23 protein-coding genes and 3 pseudogenes are annotated in these 24139 nt (G+C 66.1%); 10 read left to right on the forward strand and 16 right to left on the reverse strand.

Annotated elements, in window-relative coordinates:
* Positions 1-25 precede the first annotated feature (25 nt).
* Positions 26-1861: a serine/threonine-protein kinase PknH/PknJ gene (locus tag B1790_RS35700; protein ID WP_079927203.1), complete on the forward strand. Its 1836-nt coding sequence runs from the start codon at positions 26-28 to the stop codon at positions 1859-1861.
* Positions 1862-2031: 170 nt separating this feature from the next.
* Here B1790_RS35700 and B1790_RS31410 read toward each other — a convergent pair whose 3' ends face one another.
* The gene (locus tag B1790_RS31410; RefSeq protein ID WP_142271610.1) at positions 2032-2547 is read right to left on the reverse strand and encodes a hypothetical protein; all 516 of its coding nucleotides are present in this window, start codon (positions 2545-2547) and stop codon (positions 2032-2034) included.
* A gap of 228 nt (positions 2548-2775) precedes the next feature.
* Positions 2776-3282: a peptidoglycan recognition family protein gene (locus B1790_RS31415; RefSeq protein WP_079927205.1), complete on the reverse strand. Its 507-nt coding sequence runs from the start codon at positions 3280-3282 to the stop codon at positions 2776-2778.
* Positions 3283-3831: 549 nt separating this feature from the next.
* On the opposite strand from B1790_RS31415, the gene B1790_RS31420 reads away from it, so the two are divergent.
* Positions 3832-5385, forward strand: a complete 1554-nt coding sequence (locus B1790_RS31420; protein ID WP_079927206.1) for a serine/threonine-protein kinase — start codon at positions 3832-3834, stop codon at positions 5383-5385.
* A 299-nt stretch (positions 5386-5684) separates the two neighbouring features.
* On the opposite strand, the gene B1790_RS31425 is transcribed toward B1790_RS31420, so the two are convergent.
* Entirely contained in the window at positions 5685-6587 is a 903-nt protein-coding gene (locus tag B1790_RS31425; protein ID WP_079927207.1) for a hypothetical protein, read from the reverse strand.
* 481 nt (positions 6588-7068) lie between these two features.
* On the opposite strand from B1790_RS31425, the gene B1790_RS31430 reads away from it, so the two are divergent.
* Positions 7069-7701, forward strand: a complete 633-nt coding sequence (locus B1790_RS31430) for a hypothetical protein (protein WP_142271611.1) — start codon at positions 7069-7071, stop codon at positions 7699-7701.
* Positions 7702-8811: 1110 nt separating this feature from the next.
* On the opposite strand, the gene B1790_RS31435 is transcribed toward B1790_RS31430, so the two are convergent.
* From B1790_RS31435 to B1790_RS31480, 11 genes and pseudogenes are all read right to left on the reverse strand, one after another.
* Positions 8812-9258 carry an ester cyclase gene (locus tag B1790_RS31435; RefSeq protein WP_079927218.1) on the reverse strand — a complete coding sequence of 149 codons (447 nt, stop codon included), beginning with the start codon at positions 9256-9258 and terminating at the stop codon, positions 8812-8814.
* A 371-nt stretch (positions 9259-9629) separates the two neighbouring features.
* The gene (locus B1790_RS31440; protein WP_198952172.1) at positions 9630-10178 is read right to left on the reverse strand and encodes a methylated-DNA--[protein]-cysteine S-methyltransferase; all 549 of its coding nucleotides are present in this window, start codon (positions 10176-10178) and stop codon (positions 9630-9632) included.
* Between the two features lie 203 nt (positions 10179-10381).
* Positions 10382-11029: pseudogene (locus tag B1790_RS31445) on the reverse strand (DNA-3-methyladenine glycosylase I).
* Between the two features lie 35 nt (positions 11030-11064).
* Positions 11065-11634 carry an alpha-ketoglutarate-dependent dioxygenase AlkB gene (locus B1790_RS31450; RefSeq protein WP_233165406.1) on the reverse strand — a complete coding sequence of 190 codons (570 nt, stop codon included), beginning with the start codon at positions 11632-11634 and terminating at the stop codon, positions 11065-11067.
* A gap of 98 nt (positions 11635-11732) precedes the next feature.
* A complete protein-coding gene (locus B1790_RS31455; protein WP_079927208.1) occupies positions 11733-12170 on the reverse strand; it encodes a hypothetical protein in 438 nt (145 codons plus the stop codon).
* 99 nt (positions 12171-12269) lie between these two features.
* On the reverse strand, positions 12270-12563 hold the full coding sequence (locus tag B1790_RS31460) for an Ada metal-binding domain-containing protein (RefSeq protein WP_079927209.1): 294 nt from the start codon (positions 12561-12563) through the stop codon (positions 12270-12272).
* A complete protein-coding gene (locus B1790_RS31465; RefSeq protein WP_079927210.1) occupies positions 12553-13305 on the reverse strand; it encodes a 2OG-Fe(II) oxygenase in 753 nt (250 codons plus the stop codon). The genes B1790_RS31460 and B1790_RS31465 overlap by 11 nt, the downstream gene beginning before the upstream one ends.
* Complete coding sequence (locus B1790_RS31470; RefSeq protein WP_142271615.1) at positions 13302-13856, reverse strand: methylated-DNA--[protein]-cysteine S-methyltransferase; 555 nt, start codon at positions 13854-13856, stop codon at positions 13302-13304. Before B1790_RS31470 ends, B1790_RS31465 begins: the two co-directional genes overlap by 4 nt.
* Positions 13857-13921: 65 nt before the next feature.
* Positions 13922-14431, reverse strand: coding sequence for an RNA polymerase sigma factor (locus B1790_RS31475; protein ID WP_079927212.1), 510 nt, complete (start codon positions 14429-14431; stop codon positions 13922-13924).
* 593 nt (positions 14432-15024) lie between these two features.
* Positions 15025-15177, reverse strand: a complete 153-nt coding sequence (locus tag B1790_RS34845; protein WP_158083902.1) for a hypothetical protein — start codon at positions 15175-15177, stop codon at positions 15025-15027.
* A 6-nt stretch (positions 15178-15183) separates the two neighbouring features.
* Complete coding sequence (locus B1790_RS31480; RefSeq protein WP_079927213.1) at positions 15184-15984, reverse strand: maleylpyruvate isomerase N-terminal domain-containing protein; 801 nt, start codon at positions 15982-15984, stop codon at positions 15184-15186.
* A 376-nt stretch (positions 15985-16360) separates the two neighbouring features.
* Between B1790_RS31480 and B1790_RS31485 the strand changes: the two genes are divergently transcribed.
* The 4 genes from B1790_RS31485 (at position 16361) to B1790_RS31500 (ending at position 19690) form a co-directional block, all read left to right on the forward strand.
* The gene (locus tag B1790_RS31485; protein WP_079927220.1) at positions 16361-17008 is read left to right on the forward strand and encodes a TetR/AcrR family transcriptional regulator; all 648 of its coding nucleotides are present in this window, start codon (positions 16361-16363) and stop codon (positions 17006-17008) included.
* A 148-nt stretch (positions 17009-17156) separates the two neighbouring features.
* The gene (locus B1790_RS31490) at positions 17157-17420 is read left to right on the forward strand and encodes a hypothetical protein (protein ID WP_142271612.1); all 264 of its coding nucleotides are present in this window, start codon (positions 17157-17159) and stop codon (positions 17418-17420) included.
* 12 nt (positions 17421-17432) lie between these two features.
* A complete protein-coding gene (locus tag B1790_RS31495) occupies positions 17433-18644 on the forward strand; it encodes an arylsulfotransferase family protein (RefSeq protein WP_079927215.1) in 1212 nt (403 codons plus the stop codon).
* A complete protein-coding gene (locus B1790_RS31500) occupies positions 18641-19690 on the forward strand; it encodes an alpha/beta hydrolase (protein WP_233165403.1) in 1050 nt (349 codons plus the stop codon). Before B1790_RS31495 ends, B1790_RS31500 begins: the two co-directional genes overlap by 4 nt.
* Positions 19691-20378: 688 nt before the next feature.
* Here B1790_RS31500 and B1790_RS34850 read toward each other — a convergent pair.
* A complete protein-coding gene (locus B1790_RS34850; RefSeq protein ID WP_158083903.1) occupies positions 20379-20552 on the reverse strand; it encodes a hypothetical protein in 174 nt (57 codons plus the stop codon).
* Between the two features lie 7 nt (positions 20553-20559).
* On the opposite strand from B1790_RS34850, the gene B1790_RS31505 reads away from it, so the two are divergent.
* The 3 genes and pseudogenes from B1790_RS31505 to B1790_RS31515 form a co-directional block, all read left to right on the forward strand.
* On the forward strand, positions 20560-21192 hold the full coding sequence (locus B1790_RS31505; RefSeq protein WP_142271613.1) for an IS3 family transposase: 633 nt from the start codon (positions 20560-20562) through the stop codon (positions 21190-21192).
* Between the two features lie 35 nt (positions 21193-21227).
* Positions 21228-22404 (forward strand): annotated as a pseudogene (locus B1790_RS31510) (IS3 family transposase).
* 34 nt (positions 22405-22438) lie between these two features.
* Positions 22439-22879, forward strand: a pseudogene (locus B1790_RS31515) (transposase); the annotation flags it as partial.
* 265 nt (positions 22880-23144) lie between these two features.
* Here the strand turns inward: B1790_RS31515 and B1790_RS31520 are convergent.
* The coding region (locus B1790_RS31520) for an AMP-binding protein (protein WP_142271614.1) at positions 23145-24139 on the reverse strand (995 nt) is incomplete at its 5' end.

Genomic DNA, 24139 nt, shown 5'->3' on the forward strand with positions numbered 1-24139 from the left:
GTGCCAGCCACGGTACTGTCCGCGCATGCCGATGGATCGAGGCCAGAAGTTCGCCGGGTTCACCGTGGTGGCTTTGCTCGGTGCCGGCGGGATGGGCGAGGTGTACCTCGTCGAGCACCCCCGGTTACCGCGTCGCGACGCCCTCAAGCTGCTTCCCGCCGATGTCTCCGCTGACCCCGAGTACCGGGGCCGCTTCGAGCGCGAAGCCGACTTGGCCGCGGGTCTCTGGCATGCCCACGTCGTGGGCGTGCACGACCGCGGCGAGGCCGAGGGCAAGTTGTGGATCTCGATGGACTACGTCGACGGACTTGACGCGTCGAAGGTGCTTGCCCAGCGCTACCCCAAGGGCATGCCGGCGTGCGAGGTCGCCGACATCGTCACCGCAGTAGCGAGTGCCCTCGACTACGCCCACAAACAAGGTCTACTGCACCGCGACGTCAAACCGGCCAACATCATGGTGACTCACGTCGTCGACGACCACGGCGAGAAGCGAATACTGTTAACCGATTTCGGCATTGCCCGCAACCTCGAAGACGCCAACGGACTCACCGCAACCAACATGACCGTAGGGACCGTGGCCTACGCTGCGCCCGAGCAGTTGATGGGCGAGGCCATCGACGGTCGCGCGGACCAATACGCCCTGGCGGCTACCGCTTATCACCTTCTGACCGGCTCACCGTTGTACCCGCATTCGAATCCGGCTGTGGTCATCAGCAGGCACCTCAATGCTGCACCGCCGGCGCTTGCGGATACGCGAGCCGAGCTCGCCAGCCTCGACCCGGTGCTGGCCGCGGCACTTGCGAAGAACCCCGCTCAACGCTTCACTCGGTGTTCGGACTTCGCTAGCGCGTTCGCCGAACAGGCTAAGTCTGATGCGCCGCTCTCAGCTGCCCCCACTGCTCGCGCCGTCCAGGCCGCGTCCGCGAACCCCGCGCTGACACGTGTCCGCTCAGAACCGCCCTCGTCGCCACCTACCCAGCGTCCGCCCGTTCCGGTCGGGAGGCAGTGGCTACGTCCGGCCGCGGTCGTCGCCGTGGTGACGGTTGTCCTCGCGGGTATTGCCTTGGCCTGGCGCCCATGGGGTCAAGCACCCGCTGCAAAGCCCCCCACGTCGTCGGCCGCCCCACCGGCCCCTCCATCGGCGTCGCTGGTCGCGCCGCCGCCAGCAGCGCCTCCCCCACCGCCACCGGTCTTCGCGGCCTCGGCCATCGACGGTGTCCTGCTGTCACCCGACGAGGTGAACGAGATCCTCGGCACCTCCGAAGTGGCGACCTCGGAGGGCCGGGGTCTGCTCAAAGTCGCCGATACGACCTACGGGATGTCGGACAACTCCGAGATCGTGACCCCGCCAGCCTGCGTCGGACTGCTGTTCGGCGCAGAGTATTCCGCGTGGGGCGGCAGTGGGTTCTTGGAGATGCGCAACCAAACACTTCGACCCGATCAGTACGCGTCCTACGACAACAATGTCCCGACCCCAAGCGAGATCGAACAGACCGTGGCGGTGTTCTCGACAGCCGACCAAGCCCAAGCCTTCATGACGACGTCACAGAACCAGTGGGAACGTTGCGCCGGCGGAGAAGTCCGTCGCCGCTACGTCGAAAGTGGCCACACCTATACGGTCGGTCGAGTCCAACGCGAAGCCGACCTCCTCACGGTGTCCATGGCTGCGGTGTCCGGACTCGACGGCGCGAACGCGTGTGAACACGCGTTGGGGGTACGCGACAACGTCGTCGTCGGCGCCCGCAGTTGCCTCAGCCCGGCCGGTATCACCCCGGATGGATCAACCTCAGCGGATCCCGACTGGGCCGGCAACGGCGGTCAGCGTGTTGCGGCGGCGATGCTGGACAAAGTAACTGTTTAATCTGCCTGTGCTGCAGGCGATTCGATGGTTGCTGCCCCTCACGAAGAGCCATTTCATGAAGATTCAAGGCAGGCAAGCGTGAGCCGATGTACGTCCACCGACAGGGCGTAGGTCCGGTCGACCGACTCAATGGCAGCGTCCGGCGTGACGCGGTTCAAGCCTTCGGCCGCTTAACCCTCGAAGGCCTTGGTGTAGGCCTCGGCGGCAGAGGGTTTGAGCTTGCCGCTCACCCGTAGCAGCAGATTGCCCTTGACCGCTTGATACTCCGTTCCGAGGATCGGTGCCGATAACAGGATCGTCTTGATGTACTCAGCGCGCTTCTGCGCGGCCGCCTCGTCCGGCCACTGCTCTACCCCTGCACCGCAAGCGATGCCCGGTTTCGCAACCTCACAACCCCCAGTAATTCGAGAATCGACGAGCACAGTCGCCGCAACGTAGCCATTGACTCGACCGATGATGTCGTTCGCATCGTTGTCCTCGGTGATCGCAATCAGGCTCGAAACTTCCTGCACCGCCACCTTGATCGTCTCCGCCGCGCTTTGCGCTGTTGGTGATTCAGCAAGCGCAGTAGTTGCCGCGGGCGCCGCGGACTCGGTCTGCACCGCAGTGGTGCCGCCGTTGCTCGCGCTACATCCGACTGCACACGCCACGATGACTGCTAGAAGAGCGGCACTCAATGTACTCATCGTCTGACCCGTCTCTTCGTTTGTCGTCGACCTGGAGCGAAAGGCCACGTCTTCCGCCTGCCGCCGCCCCACGCCGACGGATCGCTTAGCTGAGCACCGGCAGGTAACAACCGACGCCTCTCACGCGGGCGCCACGGTAGACGCTGCGTCCTGCCTGGACCGCCTGCCGCGAAGAGTTGCCTCTGGTCAGTGCCATCGTTCGAGCGCCCTTTTCATCTTTGCGTGCGCCTACTGCCCGGCCTTTATAGCCGCCACGAGCGCTACGGCTTCGGGACCGGTGATCATCGGCAGGCTGAACGGGCCGGAGACCAGCAATTCGTCTACACGGCGCGTCAGGTCCCCGGATGTCACATGCGCCTGCAGGTTTGCGCCTGGGCATGCGGTGCTCGCGTACTTCAGATGCCCCTCGACCGTGGTCGAGCTGATGGGGTACTTGGATTTGGCCGAGGCGAACGCCATGGCAGCGCCTTGGAGCTGTTCTTCAGTCACGGCTTCTTCCTCAAAGTTGCCCTCACAGAGGACCAGGAAGTGACCGTCGGTGTCGTAGTCCGTGGCGGTGTCCCCTTTGATCGAAGGATCTCGCAGTTCGTAGATGTTGCCCTTGCGGTCAACACCGACGTGGTATGCGATGTCGACCCAGTTGCGGTCGTTCTGGTGCAGCCGCTGATGTTGAAGCAATCGGGCGGGGGCATTGCGGTTGTCACCGAGGAAGACTCCCGTGTGGTGAATAGTCATGCGGGTCGGAGTGTGCGGCACGCCCCCGGGCCGAGCGGGTTGTGCGCGCCAGCCTTCGCGAGAAATCATGCGAGCCGCGACCGTCGATGGTGGCACTAGTGGCTCAACTGGCGGCGGTGCTTCCGGTGACGCTGCCGCCGGTGATGGGGACGTATCGGGACCTGTGGCCACGGGGGGCGAGTTGTCAGGCGTCGCGGAGTTCGCTACCTGAGACGGCTGCCCGCAAGCGCTAAGCACGGTAGCCAACCCCGCCGTAGCTGCCAGGGCCAATAGCTGTCGACGGTTCACGCCAGCATCGCGCAGGCTGCCGGACTCATCAGCCTGCGGTGAGTACATGGCGATCACCCTACGTAGGCCCCACTCGATGTGAGGCCACTTCCATTGATCAACGAAGCGATCTGGTTTTGACACTCTGGGCACCTTAGGCAGTGCCTGCATACCTAGACGCGCTGTTGCTGAGCTCGGTTTGGGCGAGCTGGCGCTTGGTTCTTCTGCTCGGCTCATTGCCAACCAGCCCTCATTGTCGTCAATGCTGGTTAAGATTCGCGGATGCCCATTGCTGAAGGGGCGGTATTTGCCGGCTACACCATTCGGCGCTTACTGGGCACTGGGGGGATGGGCGAGGTCTATCTCGTGCAGCACCCCCGGCTGCCCCGCCAGGAGGCCCTGAAGATCCTCCCGGCGGACGTGAGCGCCGACCCGGATTACCGCCAACGGTTCGCCCGTGAAGCCGACATCGCCGCTTCACTGTGGCATCCGCACATCGTGGCTATCCATGATCGGGGCGAGCATGACGGTCAACTGTGGATCACGATGGACTACGTCGAAGGCACCGACGCATCCCGATTGCTGCGCGAGAGGTATCCGCACGGCATGCCACCGAAGGACGTGCTCGACGTCGTCGCAGCCATTGCCGAGGCTCTCGACTACGCCCACGAACGGTTTCTGCTTCATCGCGACGTCAAGCCGGCCAATATCCTGCTGAGCGACCCCCGCAACGGTGAGCGCCGTACCGTCCTCGCTGATTTCGGTATCGCACGCGGAGTCGACGACAGCAGTGGACTGACCGCGACCAACATGACGGTTGGGTCAGTTGCCTACGCGGCACCTGAGCAGCTCACCGGCAAAGTGCTCGACGGACGGGCTGACCAGTACGCGTTGGCGGCTACGGCTTTTCACCTCCTCACCGGGACTGTCCCGTTCGGGAATTCGAACCCGGCTGTCGTCATCGGCCACCATCTGTCCTCACCGCCGCCGATCTTGAGCAAGGTGCGCGACGACCTCGGGCAGATGGATTCGGCGCTGGCCACGGCAATGGCGAAAGAGCCACACCACCGATTCCAGACCTGCCGTGAGTTCGCGACGGCGCTGGCTGGGCGCGGCTCTGGTCTCATCGTGGGCGGTCCCCCTGACCTCCGTCCGAACGACGCGACGCAGCTAGCGCCGCTGACGGCACCGCTACCGCGTGAGATGCCAGCGCCTCAACGGTTTTCGTTACCCCCGGCGCCGGAAAAGCCCTCTCGCGCACCACTGATGGTCGGTGGTGTCGCCGCAGCGCTGCTGGCCATCGGGGTCGTTGCGTTCCTCGGCGCGAAACTTGGGCAGTCGCCAGAGGAGTCTCCTGGCGCTGCCCCGTCGCCCTCCCTGACCCGACCCGCATGGCCGGAGACAATCGATCCGCCTCGCACGGTGACGCGCACGGCGCCGCCAGTCACCGTCACTCAGCCCAATAACCGCCCGGCGCCCGCGCCTCGCACTCAGTCACCCCCGTCGGGCGATCTGGGTCTATCGCAACCGATGAGCAGACCGAGTTGCACCGGCCAGGGAATCGTCGTCCTCGGGTCGGTGACCACCCCCGGGCAGTACGCCGAAGGCGTGCAACGCCTCCTGACCGCATATCCAGGCGCCTCCTACCTCCGCACCGACCAGACCTGTCCCTCGCTTCGCGCAGCGACCGACGAGGGCAACCCCATCTATGCCGTCTACGTGCCGGCGGGTGACACCACGGCCGAAGCGTGTGCCGCCGTGCGTTCAGTTGGCGGCGACGTGTACGGAAAGTGGCTGGACTACACCACCGACCCCAGCGACAGAATTTCATGCTGACGATGCACGAACCTATGGCTGCACGGTGACCCGGCCGTTCGCGCCACCTCGTCGGTCCAGTCAGTACCGCGGCGCTGCTCGTCGCTTCTGCACCACGCAGGACTCGGTCCGGCGGTGGACTTCGTGGGTACTGCGTGGTGGGGTGGTCTCCAATTGGACGGGTAGCCCTGCGATGTGCGCGACCACCCGCGAAGGCGGCTGTCCGCCGACGTCATGGGCGGACTAATGTTAGTGGGTTTCCTTGCGAGCGACGAACTTTGAGAACAGTCCCCTATGACTACTGATCGGAGCCGCGGTGACTAATACAGGTACACCACGGCGTTGTCTCCGCCCTTGCACGTGACGACGCCGCTGCCGGTGCACGTCATGCGGTACGTCTCACCCGTAATGGGGCTGTAGGCATTGACGACCACGGTCCCGCCCCTTCTTGGTTGCGTGGCGTAGGCCGAACGGACGACCTCGGCGAAGGCGCACGACGTCCGCGAACTTCCCACAGCGGAGTTGGAGAGTTCGTATCCGCCACCAGAGGTACACGGCGTGGAGTAGGCCGGTGGAGTGGGCCGTGCCGAGTCCGCGGGCACGGGGCCTGCTTGGGCAGGAGCAACGGGTGGACGAGCGGCAGGCGTTGGCGGGCTGGCATTTCGCGACGGAGGCGGTGCGGGTTCCGCGGGCTCCACCTCGGGCTTGGCATCGCCAAGGGTCATCCCCACGCGTTCACGAGCCTCGTCTTCGGTGTAGCTCATGTCCCCGCGACGGGCTACTTCGACCCTGTAGAACTTTGACCCGGCCGGCACGTCCTTCACGGAGAAGGACAGCGCGCACCATCCGGGTCCGCCGACACTGCCGCTGAGAGTCGACTTGGCCAGAAGTGTGCCCGCTTCGTCGGACACGGTGACCGGTGCGCCCGGGCCAACATCGCCATAGCCGCCACTTCCGGCGCAGTTGAACCCGGGAGGAAGTGCCGTCGTCGTGATACTCGCGGTGTTCAGCTGCAAAGTCCCTTCGACGGTAAAGGGCTTATCCCCGACTAACGAGGACACACCGAAGTAGGCGCCCGCGGCTACGAGAATTAGGACGACCGCAGCAGCCAGCACCTCGCGAGCGCCGAACGTGAATCGTCGCTTCGTCAGCGGCGGTTCCGCGGAGAGTTGCTCCGGGTACGGATAGATCGCATCGGTCGGTTCCCCGCCTTGGTGTTCCACTACTACTGCCCCCATCTCGAGCTCTGAACTCGAGTATTGCCGTATCGCCGGCCCTGCGCAGCAAATCCTAGCCTTCCCCTCCGAGGCGACGTCTACGGTTAATCGTGGAATCTTTCGACCCAGGGGAGCCATGACCGTGCAACGTCGCCATCATCGAGCACCGCCTCCGTCGACGAGCCTCCGACGCAGGCTCGTTCTCGCAATTGCCGCAGTGTTGCTCGCTGGCAGCGTCGGCGGAATGCTCGCCCTCAAACACCACAGCGATGTCCGCCCCGGGGAGCCGACTGCGGAGACACCGCGCCTCGCTTCATCACCGGCCGCGCCCACGCCGTCACCGCGCCCGGCCACCGTCCCTCTCAGCGGCACTGAGCTTGCAAACGCTCCGCTGCCGGGCGCGCCACCGCCGAGCCTGGCAGCGTCTTTCGACCAATTGACAGATCACCTCTCCGCCTCCATCGGCATGGTCATAACCCCCGTGGGGGTGAGCGAGCCAGCGGTGCGGCTCGGCGATTGGTCGACGACGGGCCCCGCCTGGTCGACGATCAAGGTTCCACTCGCCATCGCCGCGCTGCGTCAACAAGGTTCAGCCGAATCGCTCATCGACGCTGCCATAACCCATTCGGACAATGCGGCGGCCGAACAACTTTGGGCCAACCTAGGAGACCCCGCCACCGCAGCCGACCGCGTCGAGGACGTCCTTTCGATGGCCGGCGACCCGACCTCGGTACAGTCCGAACGGATTCGGGCGGATTACTCGGCGTTCGGCCAGACGCTGTGGCCGCTCGTCGAGCAAACCACCTTCCTTTCCAACGCAGTGTGCGACCCCGGCACGGCGCCCATCTTCGACCTCATGGGACAGGTCACCGAGGATCAGCGCTGGGGTCTCGGCACAATGTCCGGCGCCCACTTCAAGGGCGGTTGGGGTCCGTCTACCGACGGGGCCTACCTAGTCCGCCAAATTGGTGTCATCGACACCCCGTCCGGTCGCTCGGCTGTTGCGATAGCAGCCCTCCCGGACTCGGGCACCTTCGCTGACGGGACGTCGGCGCTCACCGCAGTCGCCGATTGGTTGGGCCAACAAGGTGCTGAAATACCCGGCGGCCGTTGCGCTTAGGGAGGTGACCGGCCCTCTAGTGAGCAAATCCACATCAGCCCTTGCCAGCGCGACGGGGGTGCGGTCTGGGGTGAAAAGCCCATCGTTCCGGACTGACGCCCAGCGCTCATTCGCGCCGCCGCCGATAACGTCGCGATTCGTCGGGTCGGCGAGACGATCTCGACAGCGTGAAACTCCCGGCCGTTAGCGTCGCGGAATCCCCCGATCCCGACTTGGTCGAGACCAACTACACAATCGTATCGCCTGCCCGATCGTCTTAGTCGGCATGTCTTATTGCTGCACAACGCCGAGGGCGGCAGTCTTCAACGGTCTCAGGTCGTGACCGAGGCGCGGTACGGGTACCAATCGAATCCTGAGCTGCTGGCGATGCTCGCGTCCGCGGCCGCAGCGCCAACGGTTGGGCTAATGAGCCACAACAGAAAAGGGTGAGAGTTGTTCAGCTCTGGTCCATTTGCTGATCGTCCCCTTGAGCGATGTGCCGCCATGGGTCTCGCAGCTCGTCCAGGATCAGTTTCCGGTCCGACGCACACCCAGAATCCGCGGCTCCGTCGAATAGCCCTGCTACGTCAGACCACGACTGCCAGCGTCGCGCGGCGTTGATCTCATTGTGCGTCACGTGCCCACGTTCCCTGTTGACGTTCCGAACTTCAGTTGTTTCAGTGTGGCGTGAGAGTCAGCCGACTGCACGCCGATAACCGTGCCCGTGTACCGTTTCTTTCGAAATACGTTGCCTTGCAACGCCGTTAATCTCGTCATCGATATGAGGGATACTAGTCACTATCCATGAGGCAATGCGACGGCTCTGCCGAGTCTCGGGCGCCAGGCACTCGACGGCGCCGAATTCGCCGCGCGCACCTGGGCCAAGACCACGGTGGCCGAACGGGCACTAGTCCTGCAAATGGCCGACCTCATCGACGCCAACCACGAAAAACCGTGCACAACCGCCATCAACCTCTCGGCTTCGGCGCGTGCGCCGGCGGCCGAGCTGAAGCTCCCTGGCTCCCGCCATGTTCCGGTGTGCCTCGAGTTCGCCGCTCCACGGCCCGCGAAACCCCGGCAGGCACGCGGGCCTGCCGGGGTTTCGCGCGGTCACCTGGGGCTGGGGCAGGGTTAGGCCGGCTTGATGAGTTCCAGCTGCTGCAGAACCGTGACGCCGTCGTCGAGCCCGACCTCCTCCACGATGAGACCGTCGACGACCTTGAGCACCGATGTTCCAGTGAAACGCATCGTCTTGCCGGTGCCGGCCGCCAGCGCGCCGATCGGCATGTCGTCGAACGCCTCTCCGGTCTGGGTGCCGCCGCCGATCCACTGCCCGACGACGTAGTCGCCTTCTGCAATGAGGTCGGCTGTGCCCTCGAACGCCAGGTCCGGGAAGGCGGCCCGGAACTTCTCGGCGAATGCGCGGACCTGGTCGCGGCCCCGACACGGGCTGTGTAGCGAGTACTCGAAGCGGATGTCGGGTGCGGCGAGCTCGTCGATGACGGCAGGGTTGAAGTCAGCGCCCCAGAATTCTGTGAACCAGCGTCCGACGACGGCTTTATTCTCCTCGATCGTCATGAGAATCCTCTCCTGCGTGCCAATGTTCTGGGCACTCCCGGCTGGAGCACCTACCCAAGCAGACGACTCGGCTGGCCTGGACGTGAGGTCGGGTTCGAAGTTGTTCGATGCGATCTGCGCCTGGACGCCCGTGCCCGAGTCCGTCAGGACCAACGCGGGGATTGGCTCCCAGCCCTGCGACCCGAACCCCGAATTCACCCACGCCTCCTCACGCCGTCTGGATGCCGTTTCCCCACCTGCACCGCGGATCTCAGGCGGGTGCGGCCTAACACGATGCCCCGCTGTCGGTTTCGCTTACTCATCTGCACGTTGCTTGGCCACCTTCGCAGACCTCGACCCCGGCGCCGGCGCCGGCTTGATCGCGTCCGCGTTCACGACAGCCCGGAGATCAGCGCACCCTGGAAGGGGGTGCCGTCCGACCGGCTCGCGTGGTCGCGTTCCAGGTCGAGCAGATGCCTCTTGCGTCCGACGCCGCCGGCGTATCCGGTGAGCTTGCCGCCCCGTCCCACCACGCGATGACACGGCACGACGATCGACAACGGATTGCGGCCGACAGCGGCTCCCACCTGCTGAGCGGTGATCCCGCCGCCGAGCTGGGTGGCGACGTCCCCGTAGCTGGTCGTGGCGCCGTAGGGAATTTGGGCGATCAACCCCCACACGGCCATCTGGAATGGGTTGCCTCGCAGTATCACGGGCAGGTCGAACCGGCGGCGAGCCCCGTCGAGGTACTCGGCGAGTTCCTGGGTCGCTTCACGAAATCCCAGATCGCGGCGCGGGCCGAAGGTCGCCGGGTCCGGCCGATACCAATGATGGGGGAAGTACAGGCCACACAGGCCGTCGGCGTCGCGGACCAACGTGAGGTCGCCCAGCGCCGACTCGATGACGGTGTGCCACGTGGGAAGGGGTAGAAGCTGTGACATGACAGGTCCTTTCGCGGTGACGTGTACTGGGAAGACGTCGCGGAGCCCGCGGACGTGAGATCGGTCCGCACAGCCGTGCGGAGGAGCTTCGAAACTGAGTCCGGGCGTTGGCTCTCAGCGGCGGCAGGGTGCCGTCGCCGGGCAGGCAATGACCGCCCCACGGAGGCTGTGGTGCCCCGCGGTGAGCCCGCCCGCGGCGCCGTTCACCGGCCACCCAGGCGCGAGGCAACCATCGCGATACCAACCTTAGGAGGGCGGGCCCTCCGTCGACCGTCGACCGTCCAGAGTCCCGAGCAGCCGCGGCGGTGAGTGTCGAGCAGGTGGGTGTCGACGACACCGATGGCTTCCATGAGCGCGAACATGGTCGTCGGTCCGACGAAGCTGAAACCGCGCTTGCTTAATGCGCGGGCCAGTCGCTCCGAGTCTTCGGTCATGGTGGGAATGCCGGTGACGACACGCGGCGCCGGGGATTCTTCGGGCTGGTGGGCCCAGACGAGTTCGGCGAGGCCGCCGTCTCGGCGCAGGTCGATGGTGGCCGCGCGCGTTGCGGATCGTCGCCTCGATCTTGCGGCGGTTGCGCACGATGCGAACGTCGTCGAGCAGTCGCGCCACCTCCGTCGGTCCGTAGCCGGCGACGACGTCGGGATCGAATCGATCGAACGCTTCGCGGAACGCCGGCCGCTTGGCGAGGATCGTCGCCCACGACAGCCCCGTTGGAAAGCCTCCAAGCTGTTCCGCTCGAACACTCCGCGCTCGTCGCGAACTAGGACACCCCACTCGGTGTCGTAGTAGCGGCGCAGCAGATCGTTGGCAGCCGCCCATGGCGGCCGCGCCAAACCGTCGTCGCCGATGACCACGCCGCCGCGGGTCGCGTCGGGGGTGGGTGTCACTGGTCGGACATGCCGGTGACGCGGACGGTGACGTTGATCCGTCCGTGGGTCATCGGGCAGTCGTGAGGTGCGGTGTCGGGCAGGATCTTTGGGACGCCGTGGAAGGCGTACCGGGAGGCCCTGCCGAACACCACGACGTCACCGGAGTCCAGGACGACGTCGGTGTAGGGCTGGCCCCGATGGTCGGTGTTGCCGAATCGGAAGACGCGGCTGTCACCGACGCTGAAGGACACGACCGGTTCGTCGGTCAGTTCGTCGTCGTCCTTGTGCATGCCCAGCCGTGCACCCGGCCCGTAGAAGTTCAAGAACGCCGCGTCGGGCCGATAGTCCGCCCCGGCGCCGGGCCCGTAGGCGTCCTCGACGGCGCGGCGGGCATGATCGGCCAGCCAGTCGGGGAACGGGCGCACGCGGCGACCGTTCACGTCGTCGGCGGTGCGGGTGTAGCGGTAGGGCCTCCAGTGCCATCCCAGGCACACGGTTTTTGCCGACATGCGGTGCCCGCCGGGCATGGTGGCGGCTCTGATCGGTACCGGGGCATCGGACCAGTCCGCGAAGGCGGTGACCAGCGCGGCTTGCTCGCCGGGTGATAGCTAGCCGGTTAGGTGGACCGCGCCGGGGGCGATCCGGCGAGCCGGTCCTCGACGGTCACCGGCGCCGAACAACGTCACCGGTGCACCGCCTTGGGACGACGATCCTCGACAAGGAGGTCGTCCTCACGGATCAGCCAGCCGCCGCCGTCGCTGGTGGTCCCGGTCATACCCACCAGCGACGAGCCGGTCAACAAAATCAGTTCCGGGCCGGCCACACTGGCGAATCCGAAGGTGCGGGCCGGTGACCAGCCGTCGCACTCAACCAGCCGGGCGGTCAGTTGGGCCGTGCCGGCGGGGGTGTCGGCGATGACGCAGGCGTCGGGGTGTTCGACGGCGAGGTGCCGTGCGGGCCTGAGCCAGGACGCGGCGTCGGCCGGCCAGCTGACCATGGTTGCGATGTTTCCGGTTTCAGTCCAGGCGTCGAAGAGCGCGGCGGCGGCGGCGACCGAGGCGTCGTGTCGTCCGTGGCCGATGGCGATGCGGTGCGTCTTGGCGGCGAACAGCATGGCCATGAGGCGCTCCAGTTCGGCAGTGGTGTGCGGTCGGGGCGGCTCGGTCGCCGCGGGGTAGCGCGATCACGGTGTGGGGGATGCGCGGCGACGTGGCGGGTCTCATTGGTTCCTCCAGGTGCGGTAGGCCTCGGGTAGGCACACGGCGCAGGGGCGGTAGCCCGCGGCGATGGCGGTGGGTTCGTCGATAAAGAACACGCGGTGGGCGACATAGCCGCCGGCGGCGAGGGCCCGCGCGGCGGCCCGGCAGTCCAGCCGGCCGTAGATCTTCGCGCGGCGGTGACCGCCCAGCGTGCCCGGTGTTGCACTGCGGCAGGGACGCCCGTCTGCATCAGTGAGCATGTAGCGCCCGCAAGAGGCGTCACAGGGGTCGGGGGGTGGGCCATCAGGCGGCATCGTGGAAGACCAGGGCCAAGGTGAGGCGGTGACCGGATCGGATGACCGACACGCCGTGGCGGACCGGGGCGGCCGACCATCCGCGGGCCGATTGCACGGGTCGGTCGCGGGTGGTGAACACCAGGCCGTGCCCGTGGGAAATGAGGGTGGCGGTGCCGCGGGATTGGGCTCGCGGGCGCTGCTCGTAGAGCAGAAACTCCCCGCCGGTGTGGTCGACGCCGGGGTCGTTGAGGTTGATGACGACCTGCAGGGGAAACACCAGATCGCCATACAGGTCGCGGTGCAGAGCGTTCCAGTCCCCCGGGCCGTATTTGAGCAGGATCGGGGTGGGTTTGGTTTGACCGGCGGCGTGGCACATGGCCAGCCACTCCTCGAGGGTGTCCGGCCACGGGGTGTCGCGGCGCAGCTTGGTCCACCAGTCGCGGGCGATGGGCAACAGCTTGGGGTACAGCGCCTCCTTGAGGTCGACGACCGCAGGGGGGAACGGATCAGCGAAATAACGGTATTCGCCCTCCCCGAGGCGGTATCGCGCCATGTGCACCGTGGTCCGGAACCGGGTGTCGTCGTCGTAGAGGTCGGCTATCGCGGCGGCTTCGGGCGCCGAGAGCAGTGGCCCGGTGAGGGCGCAGCCGGTGGCGTCCAGTTCGGTGCGCACGGCGTCCCAGTCGACGGCCTCGACCCGGCCGCGCCACGGCGCGGTCTGATCACCGCGGGGTGCGGTGCGCGGGTGTGCGGGGGTCATGCTGCTGCCTCCAGGGTGAGCAGTGTCCGTTTGGCGTCGGGTCCGCCGATGTAGCCGCCCATGGTGCCGTCGCTGCGCACCACGCGGTGGCACGGGACCACGACTGGAAGCGGGTTGGTGGCGCACGCCGAGCCCACCGCGCGCACGGCCTTGGGGTTTCCGGCGAGCTGCGCGACCGCGGAGTAGCTGGCGGTGTGTCCGTAGTCGATGTCGCTGAGGTGGTGCAGCACGGTGCTGCGGAACCCCGTCGACGACAGCCGCCAGTCCAGCGGTGCGTCGAAGGTGCGCCGCGCTCCGGCGAAGTATTCGTCGAGTTGGCCGGCGATGGCGTCGAGTCTCGCGGGGGCTTGCAGGATGCGGGGGCTGATTTTATCGGCCAGTGCCTGCAGCACCGTGTCATGATCTTCGCTGGCGTAGGCGACGCGGACCAGGCCGTGTTCGGTCGCGGCGAGCAGCAGTGGCCCCACCGGGGTGTCGAGGATCCGGTAGGCGACGTCGAGGATGCCGTCGCGCTCGGCTGCGGCGGCCAGGTGGGCGTAGAGCACCGTCATCGCGTCTGGGGTGGCCTCGGTGATCCGGGCCAGGTCGAGAACGAGAGCGGCGTTGACGTTGTCGTTCATGGGGTGACTCCCTTCGTGAAGTGCCGGGTGTCGGCCACGGCGCCGTTGTAGGTGCGCCGGAGGGTGGCGATGCCGTCGGCGGCGGCGCGGCGGGCCGCGTCGGCTGTGCCACCGATGATGTCGGCGACGTCGGCGTAGGGCAGGCCTGCCAAATAGTGGTAGGCCACGGCTTGTTGCTGTTTGGGTGGAAGCCGACCCAGGGCCAGGGCGAGGTCGTCGTCGCGGTCGATGGGCGGGTGCGTGGCGATGTCGGGCAGTGTGTCGGTTGGTATGGGTTGGCGTGCCCTGCTGCGGGTGACGTCGACGGCCTTGCGGTGGGCGATGGTGACCAGCCAGGCCTGCAGGTTGGCATCGGCAGGCAGCTCCGGGTACGCCTTCATGGCCGAGAGGAACGTCTCCGACCACGCGTCGTCGGCGTCGAACGGCCCCAGGATCGCGCGACACACCCGCATGACGACTGGTCCGTGCTCATTGACCACCGCGGCGAAGGTTTGTTTTACTGTCACGTTTTGTAGACGCACCGCCCTTGACTTTTGTGAGGTCTTGATTGTCTCTCGCTGGCCGGCGGGGTGGTGGACACCGCACCGGGGGTGGGGGGTGTCGACGGGCTGGTCTTCAATCCGTGCAGGCGCGTTGCGGTGCCATCCTCATGGCGCACACCGGGACGCTGGAGAGGCAGTGAGAACCGTGGAGGAGGCGTTCGCGGAGGGCCCCGGCGTGGCCTACGAACACGGGCCCGTCGGCCCGTCGGCCCGTCGGCCCGTTGAGCCCCTGTGCCATCGTGGCTGGTATTCGGCCGGATATCGAAGTAGCGATCCGCGACGACGCGCCCGGGTTGTGCGCGTCGTGGGGCATGAGTCGGTCGGCCGCGTGTGCTGGGAAGGCGTTAAGGCGTACCCGAATCGTGTGCCCGTACAGACTGTCGGCGCGGGATCGTTCGTCGAATCGATTGCTGACGATTGGCGCCTCCGCGGACCTCGCGTATCTGGAGCGGAAAGCGTCTACGTGGTCGCGCGACCGCACATCGGGTCGTCGACCCCAAGGCGTCGGCGGAGCCGCGGGCGAGCAATGCCGCCGACGAACGGTGATCGGAGGTCGTCTAGACGGCGACGTCGGACCCCGGCCGGTGGTTGCCGTCGTCGACGACGGTCGGGCCGCTCGCCATCAGCCGTGTGGTCGTCCGCGTTGCGGACGGCACCGCTGCGAGCAGCAGTACCCACCCGCAGAGCGCGTGGGTACTGCCGCCGGACAACGACCTCTAGATTTTGGGCCACTTGTGGGCGTCGGGCCACAACGCGTTCGCCACGGCGCCCCACAGCGCTGGGTCACCGGTCACGCTGACGGCCTTGCGGCTGGAGTGTCGGCCCCAGAGCGCGAGCACCCGGTTCGCGGCATCGGTGGTGACCACGAACTGCCCGTCGAGGCTGCCTTCACTCTCGCCCTGTGTGTAACGGGCGGCCTCGCCGTCGGCATCGACCTCGAGGGCTACGTCGGGCTCACCCGGGGTGCGCAACACGATGGTGATTGCGCGCAGACCGGTGCCGGCCACCCGATTAGGAGCGCCCTCGGCAAGCATCGGCAGCGCGTTGAGCAGAAACACCGCGTGACGGGTGAAGGCCGGATTGGACAGCTGCTGCTCGCTGATTTCGTCGTCACCCATGAAATCCCAACGGTGGATGGCCAATTCGCTGTCGAGATGTCGGGTCATCTCCTCAGCAGTGAAGGGATGTCCGAAGAACTCGAACACGGCGTCCGGTCCGGCGGCACGAAAGTCGGTGAGCACTTCCGCCGTCTTGGTCAAGTGCTCCCGCAAGCTCTGCAGCAGGGTCTCGTGATCCATCTCCAGGAAGGGAGCTTCACGTTCGACGAATGTGCGGGTGTCGCGGGTTGGTTGACCGGCGAGGGTGTTCTGGATCAAGACGTAGACCTCTTCAAAGCCAGCGGCCAGGTGCGCGGCGATGTTGTGGGCAGTCCAGTCCGTACACGCAGTGGAGGCGTCGGCCGGCTTGCTGCCGATGCTCGCAAGGAAGGTCTCGACGCGATCTTGCTGATCTGACATGTCAACTACAGCCCTTCAGTCAATGTGAATGGGGTTTGGTCGGCCCCGGTATGTAGACGTCCACACCCCGTGAAACGTGAGGTGTGAGTTTCTGACGACGTTTTCGACCGCACGCTGCGCGCCCCAACGCCGAGGTCAGCGCAACGCCTAGCCGTCCTGACAACGCAGATCCGCAACAAGCCGCCCTCGCCGATTCCCTCAACCCGGCCTCCGCCACCACCGACGTCGAGCACGGCGCGTCCACGAACCGACCAGCCGGCCCGACTGGTTTATATGTTGCGTGCATGCACGCACATATCCCTAACGTGTGGCAGGAGCGCGGCCAGTGCGGACACGGCGCATCGCAAATCTCACCCCTACGGAAAGGGTGGTCGTGGTGAATGTCTCTGAAGCCGCCGTCGAGTCCCCCCGTCGCACGCAGCAAGAACGCCGACACGAGACCGAACGTCGAGTGGTGGATGCGGCCATCACGCTCATCGCAAGCCACGGCTCGCACCTGTTGACACTGGCCCAGGTGGGAGCGGCCGCGGGCTACAGCCGCGGCATCGTCTACCACCACTTCGGGAACCGTGCTGGTCTTCTCGCTGCGGTGATGCACGACCTGGGTGGCGTCGACGTACCCGAGTACAGCGGCGACGGGCTGGGCCGAGTGGCGGGCATGGTGGAGAGGTACCTGCGAAACATCGCTGGCCGCGCTGCGACCACCAAGGCATTCGTCCGGCTGTGGGCCGAGGCGATGTCGGCTGATCCGATTCTCGCTCCACTATTCGATGAACGTGACATTCGATTCCGCGCCTTGGTAGCGGGTCTCGTTCGGGAGGGGGTCGTCGACGGATCCATCACCGCGACGGTCGACGCCGACGTGGCGGCTGTTCTGGTGCTCGGCCTGGCCCGAGGCGTCGGCGTACAGCTGATGTCACCTACCCCGCCGGAGTCGCCGCTGCAGGCCATGGTGGACGCGGCCAGACGCGCCATCGTCATGACGTTGCGTTCGCCCACGTCCTTGCCGCCGTCGACGACCTGACGTGAGTGTTCGCCGTCATGTGTTGTCGGACAACCAATCCGAAAGTGGTGTTGATGTGACACGGGGAAATGGAACCGCTCGTGATCCACGCGAGCGGACACTCTTCGCACGACGACTCCGGCTTTCCGCTCTGGCGATGGTGGCGCCCATGGCAGTCGCGCTGTCCGCGTGCGGATCGACGCACGCGCCGCAGCAGCCGGTCGTCACGGGCGCGCCAACCACCACTGCAGCGACGCCACCCGCAGTCAGCGTGATGACCAATTCATCGAGCGGAACTCCCGGCTATCTCTTCGTCACACCAGGGATGAGCGCTGCCGACGCCCGCCTGATGGCAAGCCTGTCCGGGCCAGACTCCGCTCCCCCGCCCGCCGGTTCACCCGCCGCCACCGGGGCGCCGCTCATCATCGACTAGGCGGGCCGCGCAGTGTGGTTCCACCCGCTGCCCCCCGACCAAACAGCCGGCAACCTCCGGGTGCAGAGCTACCACGGTCAACCCGTCCTGACGTGGTGGCAGGGTGAAAGCCGCGGCGGATACGGCATCGGAGACGCCTACATCGCCGACTCTCACTATCAGGTCACCGCTCACGTCACACCGCCGGCCGGACTGCGGGCAGACATCCACGAGTTTCGTCTACTCCCCGATGGCCGGGCGTTGCTGACCGCCTATCGTGAGGTGCCCTACGACTTGAGCCCGATCGGCGGCCCCACCAAGGGGCGACTCTTGGACTCGATCGCCGTGGTCATCGACGTCGCCACCAACACGACACTCCTGCAATGGAGCGCGTTGGACCACGTGCCGATCAGCGATTCCTACCTCACACCCGGACAGGAGAAGGCCCCCGGCGCAGGAGACGCCTTCGATGCGTTCCACATGAACTCGATCGCGGCTGCACCCAACGGCGACTTGCTGATCTCGTTGCGCCACACCTCGGCGCTCTACGCCGTGGACAGCGGCACCGGGAAGATTCATTGGCAGCTCGGCGGAAAACGCTCGTCGTTCCGCCAGGTCGGCGCCGGCTTCTCCTTTCAACACGACGCCGAATTCGCCGACGCGAATACCGTCCGGCTGTTCGACAACGACGCCAACGGCCTACCCGACGTCCAAGGCGCACCAGAGTCCACCGTCCAATGGATTCACCTCGACTACGCCACCAGAACGGCTACTCTGCAACGAAGTCAACCGCACCCCGACTTTCCGGTCACCGCCGCGGCAATGGGAAGCGCCCAACCGCTGCCGAACGGCAACACACTCATCGGCTGGGGCGTGACGGGTCGCGTGTCCGAGGTCACGCCCACCGGGCAACTCGTCTACGACGCGACGATGCCGAGCACGTACCGAGCGTTCCTGTCCGACTGGCGGGGCGCGCCGTCGCAACCGCCCACACTGTCGATCGGTAACGAAGCCAATTCTTCTGTCGCACGGGCGATCTGGAACGGCGCGACCGACGTGGCGCAGTGGCAACTCCTCAGCGGCGAAGCCCATGACCAGCTGACAGTCGAGGCCACGGCGCCATGGTCAGGACTCGACACACGATTCGTGCTTGGCCAGAGGCGACTGCCGAAGGGCACCTACCGCATTCGCGCCCTCGACGACACCGGACACGTCCTGGGTGAGAGTCCCACAATTCGCATATGAGCTACCACACCGGCACGCGCACCACGAAGGATCCGGCACCGAAATGCACCCGCGCCAGCGGGCTCAACCACTACGAGGAGATCGACGACATGACCACACAACAACGCCTCGAGGTCGACCAGTTCTGGCGAAACGTAACGACAGGAGGCGCGACGATCCAGGAAATGCGCGCCAGCTTCTCCGCTGTCATGGCGAACTTCCCCATCCCGCCAGGGGTTTCGACTGTCGAAGGCGAACTGGCGGGACGTCGAGTCCTGCGCCTGGACCCCACCCCGGGCCGCCGTCCCGGTACGATCCTCTACCTTCACGGCGGGGCGTACGTGCTCGGCTCACCCGAGGATTCCGCACCCCTGACCGCGCACCTCGTGCGACGCACCGGGCTCTGCGCAATATCGCTCGACTACCGACTTGCACCTGAGCACCCGTTCCCCGCCGCGGTCGAGGACGCCGCGGCGGCCTACCGCGCTTTAATAGACACCGGAATCAACCCCCAGACTGTGGTTTTCGCCGGAGACTCAGCCGGAGGCGGTCTAGCGGTCGCAACGCTCCTGGCGGCCCGCAACGATGGTCTACCCATGCCGGCGGCAGTCGTGGCCTTCTCACCTGGGCTAGATGCCACCCGTGCCGGGCTGAGCATGCACACCAGAGCTGCGAGGGATCCCGTACTGACACCCGAAGTCATCGCGGCCACCGATGCCGCCTACCTCAACGGAGCCGATCCCGCCCAGGAGCTGATCAGTCCGGCAATATGCGGGGATCTGACGGGACTCCCCCCGCTGCTGTTGCAGGTGGGCGGCAACGAAGTCGTGTTGGACGACTCCGTACGGTTGGCTGCGCGCGCCGCGGCAGCCGACGTGGACGTCATCCTCGACATCACCGCCGACGTACCGCACGTCTTCCAGAGCCACGCGGGCTCGCTCGACGAGGCCGACCGTGCCCTGGATCGAGCCGCCGCCTTCATGATTCAACATCTCGCCGGCTGGCCGGCCGCATCGAGTCTTGACACGACGAGCGCGCCCATCACCGCAAACGCGGGGTCGCGATGACCAGGCCACGTTCCCGAACTGGTGCCCGGGGGGACGCCAATCACTGGGCCGACCGATCGAGCTGCGGTGGCTGACGATTTGTGATGCCGCGTCGGCGCCCCGTTCCGCCGTGCGCATCGACCACCGTCCACGGACCACGGGTGCCACCGTCGACGGCCGGTCACCGAAGAGGTGTTCAGCGCTCGGTGAGTTCGGCACCACTTGACTGGCCGGGCGTGCTGACCATCGGTGACGGAGGTAGCCCCGCAGTGGCCTAAAGCGCCAAATAAGCTGCAGCGTACTGCTTCACCTCGCGGCGGTGCACCGCCACGACACCGTGGAATGCGCCTCTGTCGTCTCCGCCTGCCTGACATCCAATCCCGCCCAAGCTCACCCAGCGATGGGCTGCACGGCATTCCGATCGACCCGCCTCCTGCCTCCTGCGGCCAGATCGAACGGCACCCTCGCATGACACTGCTGCGCCAACGCTTCTGTTGCAGTTGCCAAATCGTTCAAATTGATACTCTGAACCGTTCCGAGTTTGATGCCGCTTCCTTCTTTGAGAAGGATGCAGATTATGTCGAAGCGCTACCCGGTCGAGCAGCGTGAGCGTGGGGTGAAGATGGTCCTCGATCATCTCGGTGAATATTGGTCGGTGTACGCCGCGGCTCAGGCGATCGGCCCGAAGGTCGGGGTCGGTCCGGAGACGCTACGCAAGTGGGTTCTGCAGGCTCAGATCGATGCCGAGCACACCCCCGGTGTCACCACCGCCGAGCAGCAACGCATCAAGCAGCTGGAGCGTGATGGCCGAGATCTCAAGGAAGCCAACGAGATTCTGAAGGCAGCCTCGATTTTCTTCGCGAGGGAGCTCGACCCTCGCCACCGTTGGCCTGTTCGTTCATCGATCAGATGCGTGCACACGAAAATTCCGGGTCGAGTCGATCTGCCGCGTGCTCACCGAGCAGGGCGTGGCACTCGCCGGACGCACGTACAGGAACTGGAAGAAGTCCCCGCCGTCGGCGCGCACCATCGCCGACGCTGGGCTCACCGACGCGCTACGGGCTACGGTCGGCACGCCGGAGGGCATGTACGGGCGGCGGAAGATGACGGCGCATCTGCGCCGCCAGGGCCATCAGGTCGCGGCCTGCACCGTGGACCGGCTGATGGGTGACGAGGGGCTGTCCGGGGTGCTCAGGGGCCGCAAGCACCGCACCACGATCCCCGGCGGCAAGGACTCTCGTCGAGCACCGGACCTACTAGACCGTGACTTCACCGCTACGGCGCCGAACCGCAAATGGGTCACCGACTTCACCTATTGCCGAACGTGGTCGGGGTTCGTCTACGTGGCCTTCGTGATCGACTGCTTTTCCCGGGCCATCGTGGGGTGGCACGCCGCGACAGTCAAGGACACGACGATGACGACCACGGCGCTGAAGATGGCCGATCACTGGGTCGGAGCCGGGTTAATTCATCACAGCGACGCCGGGTTGCAATACACGTCAATGGGTCTGCTGCACGAATAGGTGACATCTGAGTTGGCTTGCCCGGGATCGGTGAGCTGGAAGGATGTCCTCGTGCCCAGGCCTACCCCCGTGAGTTCCGCGACGACGTCATCCGTGTTGCTCGTAACCGCGATGACGGTGTGACGATCGAGCAGATCGCGACTGACTTCGGTGTTCATCCCATGACGCTGACCAAGTGGATGCGCCAGGCCGACATCGACGAGGGCACCAAGCCCGGAAAGAGCACCAGCGACTCAGCTGAGCTGCGAGAACTGCGCCGCCGGAATGGTCTGTTGGAGCAGGAGAACGAGGTCCTGCGCCGGGCCGCGGCCTATCTGTCGCAGGCGAACCTGCCGGGAAAAGGCTCTACCCGCTCGTGGCTGAGCTCGCCGCTGACGGGATCCCCGTCGCGGTGACGTTGCCGGGTACTCAAGCTCGCCGCCAGCCGTACTACCGCTGGCTGGCCACCCCTGTGACCGACGCCGAACTCGTCGAGGCCTATCGCGCCAACGCCCCGTTCAACGCCCACAGAGATGCCCCGGAGTTCGGGTACCGCTGCCTGGTCGAAGAGGCCCGCGACGCCGGCGAGCCGATGGCCGAGCGGACTGCCTGGCGGATCTGCTCGCAGAATCGATTGTGAGCGTGTTCGGTAAGAAGCGCGGCAAGAACGCCAAAGTGGGGCCGCCGGTGCACGATGATCTCGTCGAGCGCGTCTTCACCGCCGAGGAGCCAAACCAGTTGTGGCTCTGCGATATCACCGAGCACCGCACCGGCGAGGGCAAACTCTACCTGTGCGCAATCAAGGACGTGTTCTCCAATCGGATCGTGAGTTACTCGATCGACTCCTGGATGAAGTCCCGATTGGCCACGCAGGCGCTGCATAGTGCGGTGGCCCGACGCGGCGATGTTGCCGGTTGCATAGTCCACAGCGACCGCGGATCTCAATTCAGGTCAGAAAGATTCGTGCACGCACTGAACCAGCATGAGATGGTCGGATCGATGGGCAGAGTAGGGGAGGCCGGCGGCAACGCAGCCATGGAGAGCTTCTTCAGCCTGCTGCAGAAAAACGTGGTGGATCGCCGCCGCTGGGACACCAGAGAAGAGCTACGGATCGCGATCGTCACCTGGATCGAACGGACCTACCATCGCCGCCGTCGCCAGTCCGCTCTCGGGCGGTTGACCCCGGTCGAATACGAAGCCATCATGACCACACCGGCCAGCCAGGCCGCGTGACCCAAACTGTCACCTGATCGTGCAGCAGACCCTCACGCCGAAGTCGTCGTGGCCGTGGGTCCGCACTCTGCTGCATTCGGTGTTCGACCAACCCGACTCCGAATCAGTTGCCGCGCAATATGATCGGATCATTGACGCGTTGGCCGACAAGCTTCCCAAAGTCGCCGAGTATCTGGAGAACGCCCGACCGGATCTGCTGGCGTTCACTGCGTTTCCCAAGCAGATCTGGCGCCAGATCTGGTCGAACAACCCCCAGGAGCGGCTCAATAAGGAGATTCGACGGCGCACCGACGTCGTCGGCATCTTCCCCGACCGGGGCGCGCTGATCCGCCTCGTGGGCGCCGTCCTGGCCGAGCAACACGACGAATGGGCCGAATCCCGGCGCTACCTCGGCCTGGACGTCCTGAGCAAATCCCGCGCCGATCAGAGCTCACCGACCGAACAGGAGGACACCCCAGCGGCACCGACCGCCTGAATTATCAACTCGAAGAATCACACGACGACGTCGCTACACCACGTTGCTGGACTTGACCTGGCCATTCTCCCAGCGCCCACGGGCCCACGTGCTTCGATAGCCAAGGCGCGAACCGATCATCGACGGTGGGCCGAACCGCGTGGCGCGCATCTCGTCAGGCCCGTGACAAGAACGAATCTCCAGCACTGCGGCCCGAATTGCGTTCTGACTGTGCGTGGGAGCCACGATAGTCCCGTCGGCGGCCGAACGGCCCCGTGTTTCGGCCCTACTTGCCGGCGCGAATGGCTTCGAAGACGCCGGGGTCGACCAGGGTGGAGGTGTCGCCGAGCTCGCGGCCCTCGGCGACGTCGCGGAGCAGGCGTCGCATGATCTTGCCGCTGCGGGTCTTCGGCAGCTCGGGGACGACGTGGATCTCGCGTGGCCGGGCGATCGGGGAGATCTCCTTGGCCACCTCCGCGCGCAGCTCCTCGACCATGGTCTCGGCGCCTCCGTGCGCTGACGCCTTCAGGATGACGAAGGCGCAGATCGCCTGGCCGGTCTGTTCGTCGGTGGCGCCCACCACCGCGGCCTCCGCCACGCCGGAATGCCCGACGAGGGCGGACTCGACCTCGGCGGTGGAGATCCGGTGTCCGGAGACGTTCATGACGTCGTCGATGCGGCCGAGCACCCAGATCTCGCCGTCCTTGCCATAGCGGGCACCGTCGCCGGCGAAGTACCAGCCCTGCTCGGCGAAACGCGACCAGTAGGTCTCCTTGAACCGCTCGAGGTCGCCCCAGATGCCCCGCAGCATCGACGGCCACGGCTTGTCGAGCACCAGGTACCCGCTGGCCTGCTCGCCGTGGTCGGTGCCCGGCTCCAACCGGTTGCCGTCGTCGTCGACGATGATCGCCGAGATGCCCGGCAGCGGCGTCATGGCCGACCCCGGCTTGGTGTCGGTCACGCCCGGCAGCGGGGAGATCATGATGGAGCCGGTCTCGGTCTGCCACCAGGTGTCCACGATCGGCGTCTGGTCGGCGCCGAACACGGTCCGGTACCAGCGCCACGCCTCGGGGTTGATGGGCTCGCCGACCGAGCCCAGCAGTCGCAGACTCGACAGGTCGTGCTCCGCGGCGATCTGGCGACCCAGCTTCATGAACGTGCGCACCAGCGTCGGAGCGGTGTAATAGATCGTGACGCCGTACTTCTCGATGATCTCGAAGTGTCGGTGTTCGGTGGGCGAGGTGGGGGTGCCCTCGTAGATCACCTGGGTGACGCCGTTGG

The sequence above is a fragment of the Mycobacterium sp. AT1 genome (assembly GCF_002043095.1).
Classification (GTDB): domain Bacteria; phylum Actinomycetota; class Actinomycetes; order Mycobacteriales; family Mycobacteriaceae; genus Mycobacterium.

Bases quoted from the DNA above. Each gene is read 5' to 3' on its own strand.
- B1790_RS35700 (WP_079927203.1), top strand. From the start codon at position 26: ATGCCGATGGATCGAGGCCAGAAGTTCGCCGGGTTCACCGTGGTGGCT.
- B1790_RS31480 (WP_079927213.1), bottom strand. From the start codon at position 15,984: ATGTCAGATCAGCAAGATCGCGTCGAGACCTTCCTTGCGAGCATCGGC.
- B1790_RS31470 (WP_142271615.1), bottom strand. From the start codon at position 13,856: ATGACGGTGCTCTACGCCCACCTGGCCGCCGCAGCCGAGCGCGACGGC.
- B1790_RS31420 (WP_079927206.1), top strand. From the start codon at position 3,832: ATGCCCATTGCTGAAGGGGCGGTATTTGCCGGCTACACCATTCGGCGC.
- B1790_RS31490 (WP_142271612.1), top strand. From the start codon at position 17,157: ATGGCAGTCGCGCTGTCCGCGTGCGGATCGACGCACGCGCCGCAGCAG.
- B1790_RS31440 (WP_198952172.1), bottom strand. From the start codon at position 10,178: ATGTCACAGCTTCTACCCCTTCCCACGTGGCACACCGTCATCGAGTCG.
- B1790_RS31415 (WP_079927205.1), bottom strand. From the start codon at position 3,282: ATGACTATTCACCACACGGGAGTCTTCCTCGGTGACAACCGCAATGCC.
- B1790_RS31460 (WP_079927209.1), bottom strand. From the start codon at position 12,563: ATGCCGCCTGATGGCCCACCCCCCGACCCCTGTGACGCCTCTTGCGGG.
- B1790_RS31500 (WP_233165403.1), top strand. From the start codon at position 18,641: ATGAGCTACCACACCGGCACGCGCACCACGAAGGATCCGGCACCGAAA.
- B1790_RS31465 (WP_079927210.1), bottom strand. From the start codon at position 13,305: ATGACCCCCGCACACCCGCGCACCGCACCCCGCGGTGATCAGACCGCG.
- B1790_RS31410 (WP_142271610.1), bottom strand. From the start codon at position 2,547: ATGAGTACATTGAGTGCCGCTCTTCTAGCAGTCATCGTGGCGTGTGCA.
- B1790_RS31435 (WP_079927218.1), bottom strand. From the start codon at position 9,258: ATGACGATCGAGGAGAATAAAGCCGTCGTCGGACGCTGGTTCACAGAA.
- B1790_RS31455 (WP_079927208.1), bottom strand. From the start codon at position 12,170: ATGGCCATGCTGTTCGCCGCCAAGACGCACCGCATCGCCATCGGCCAC.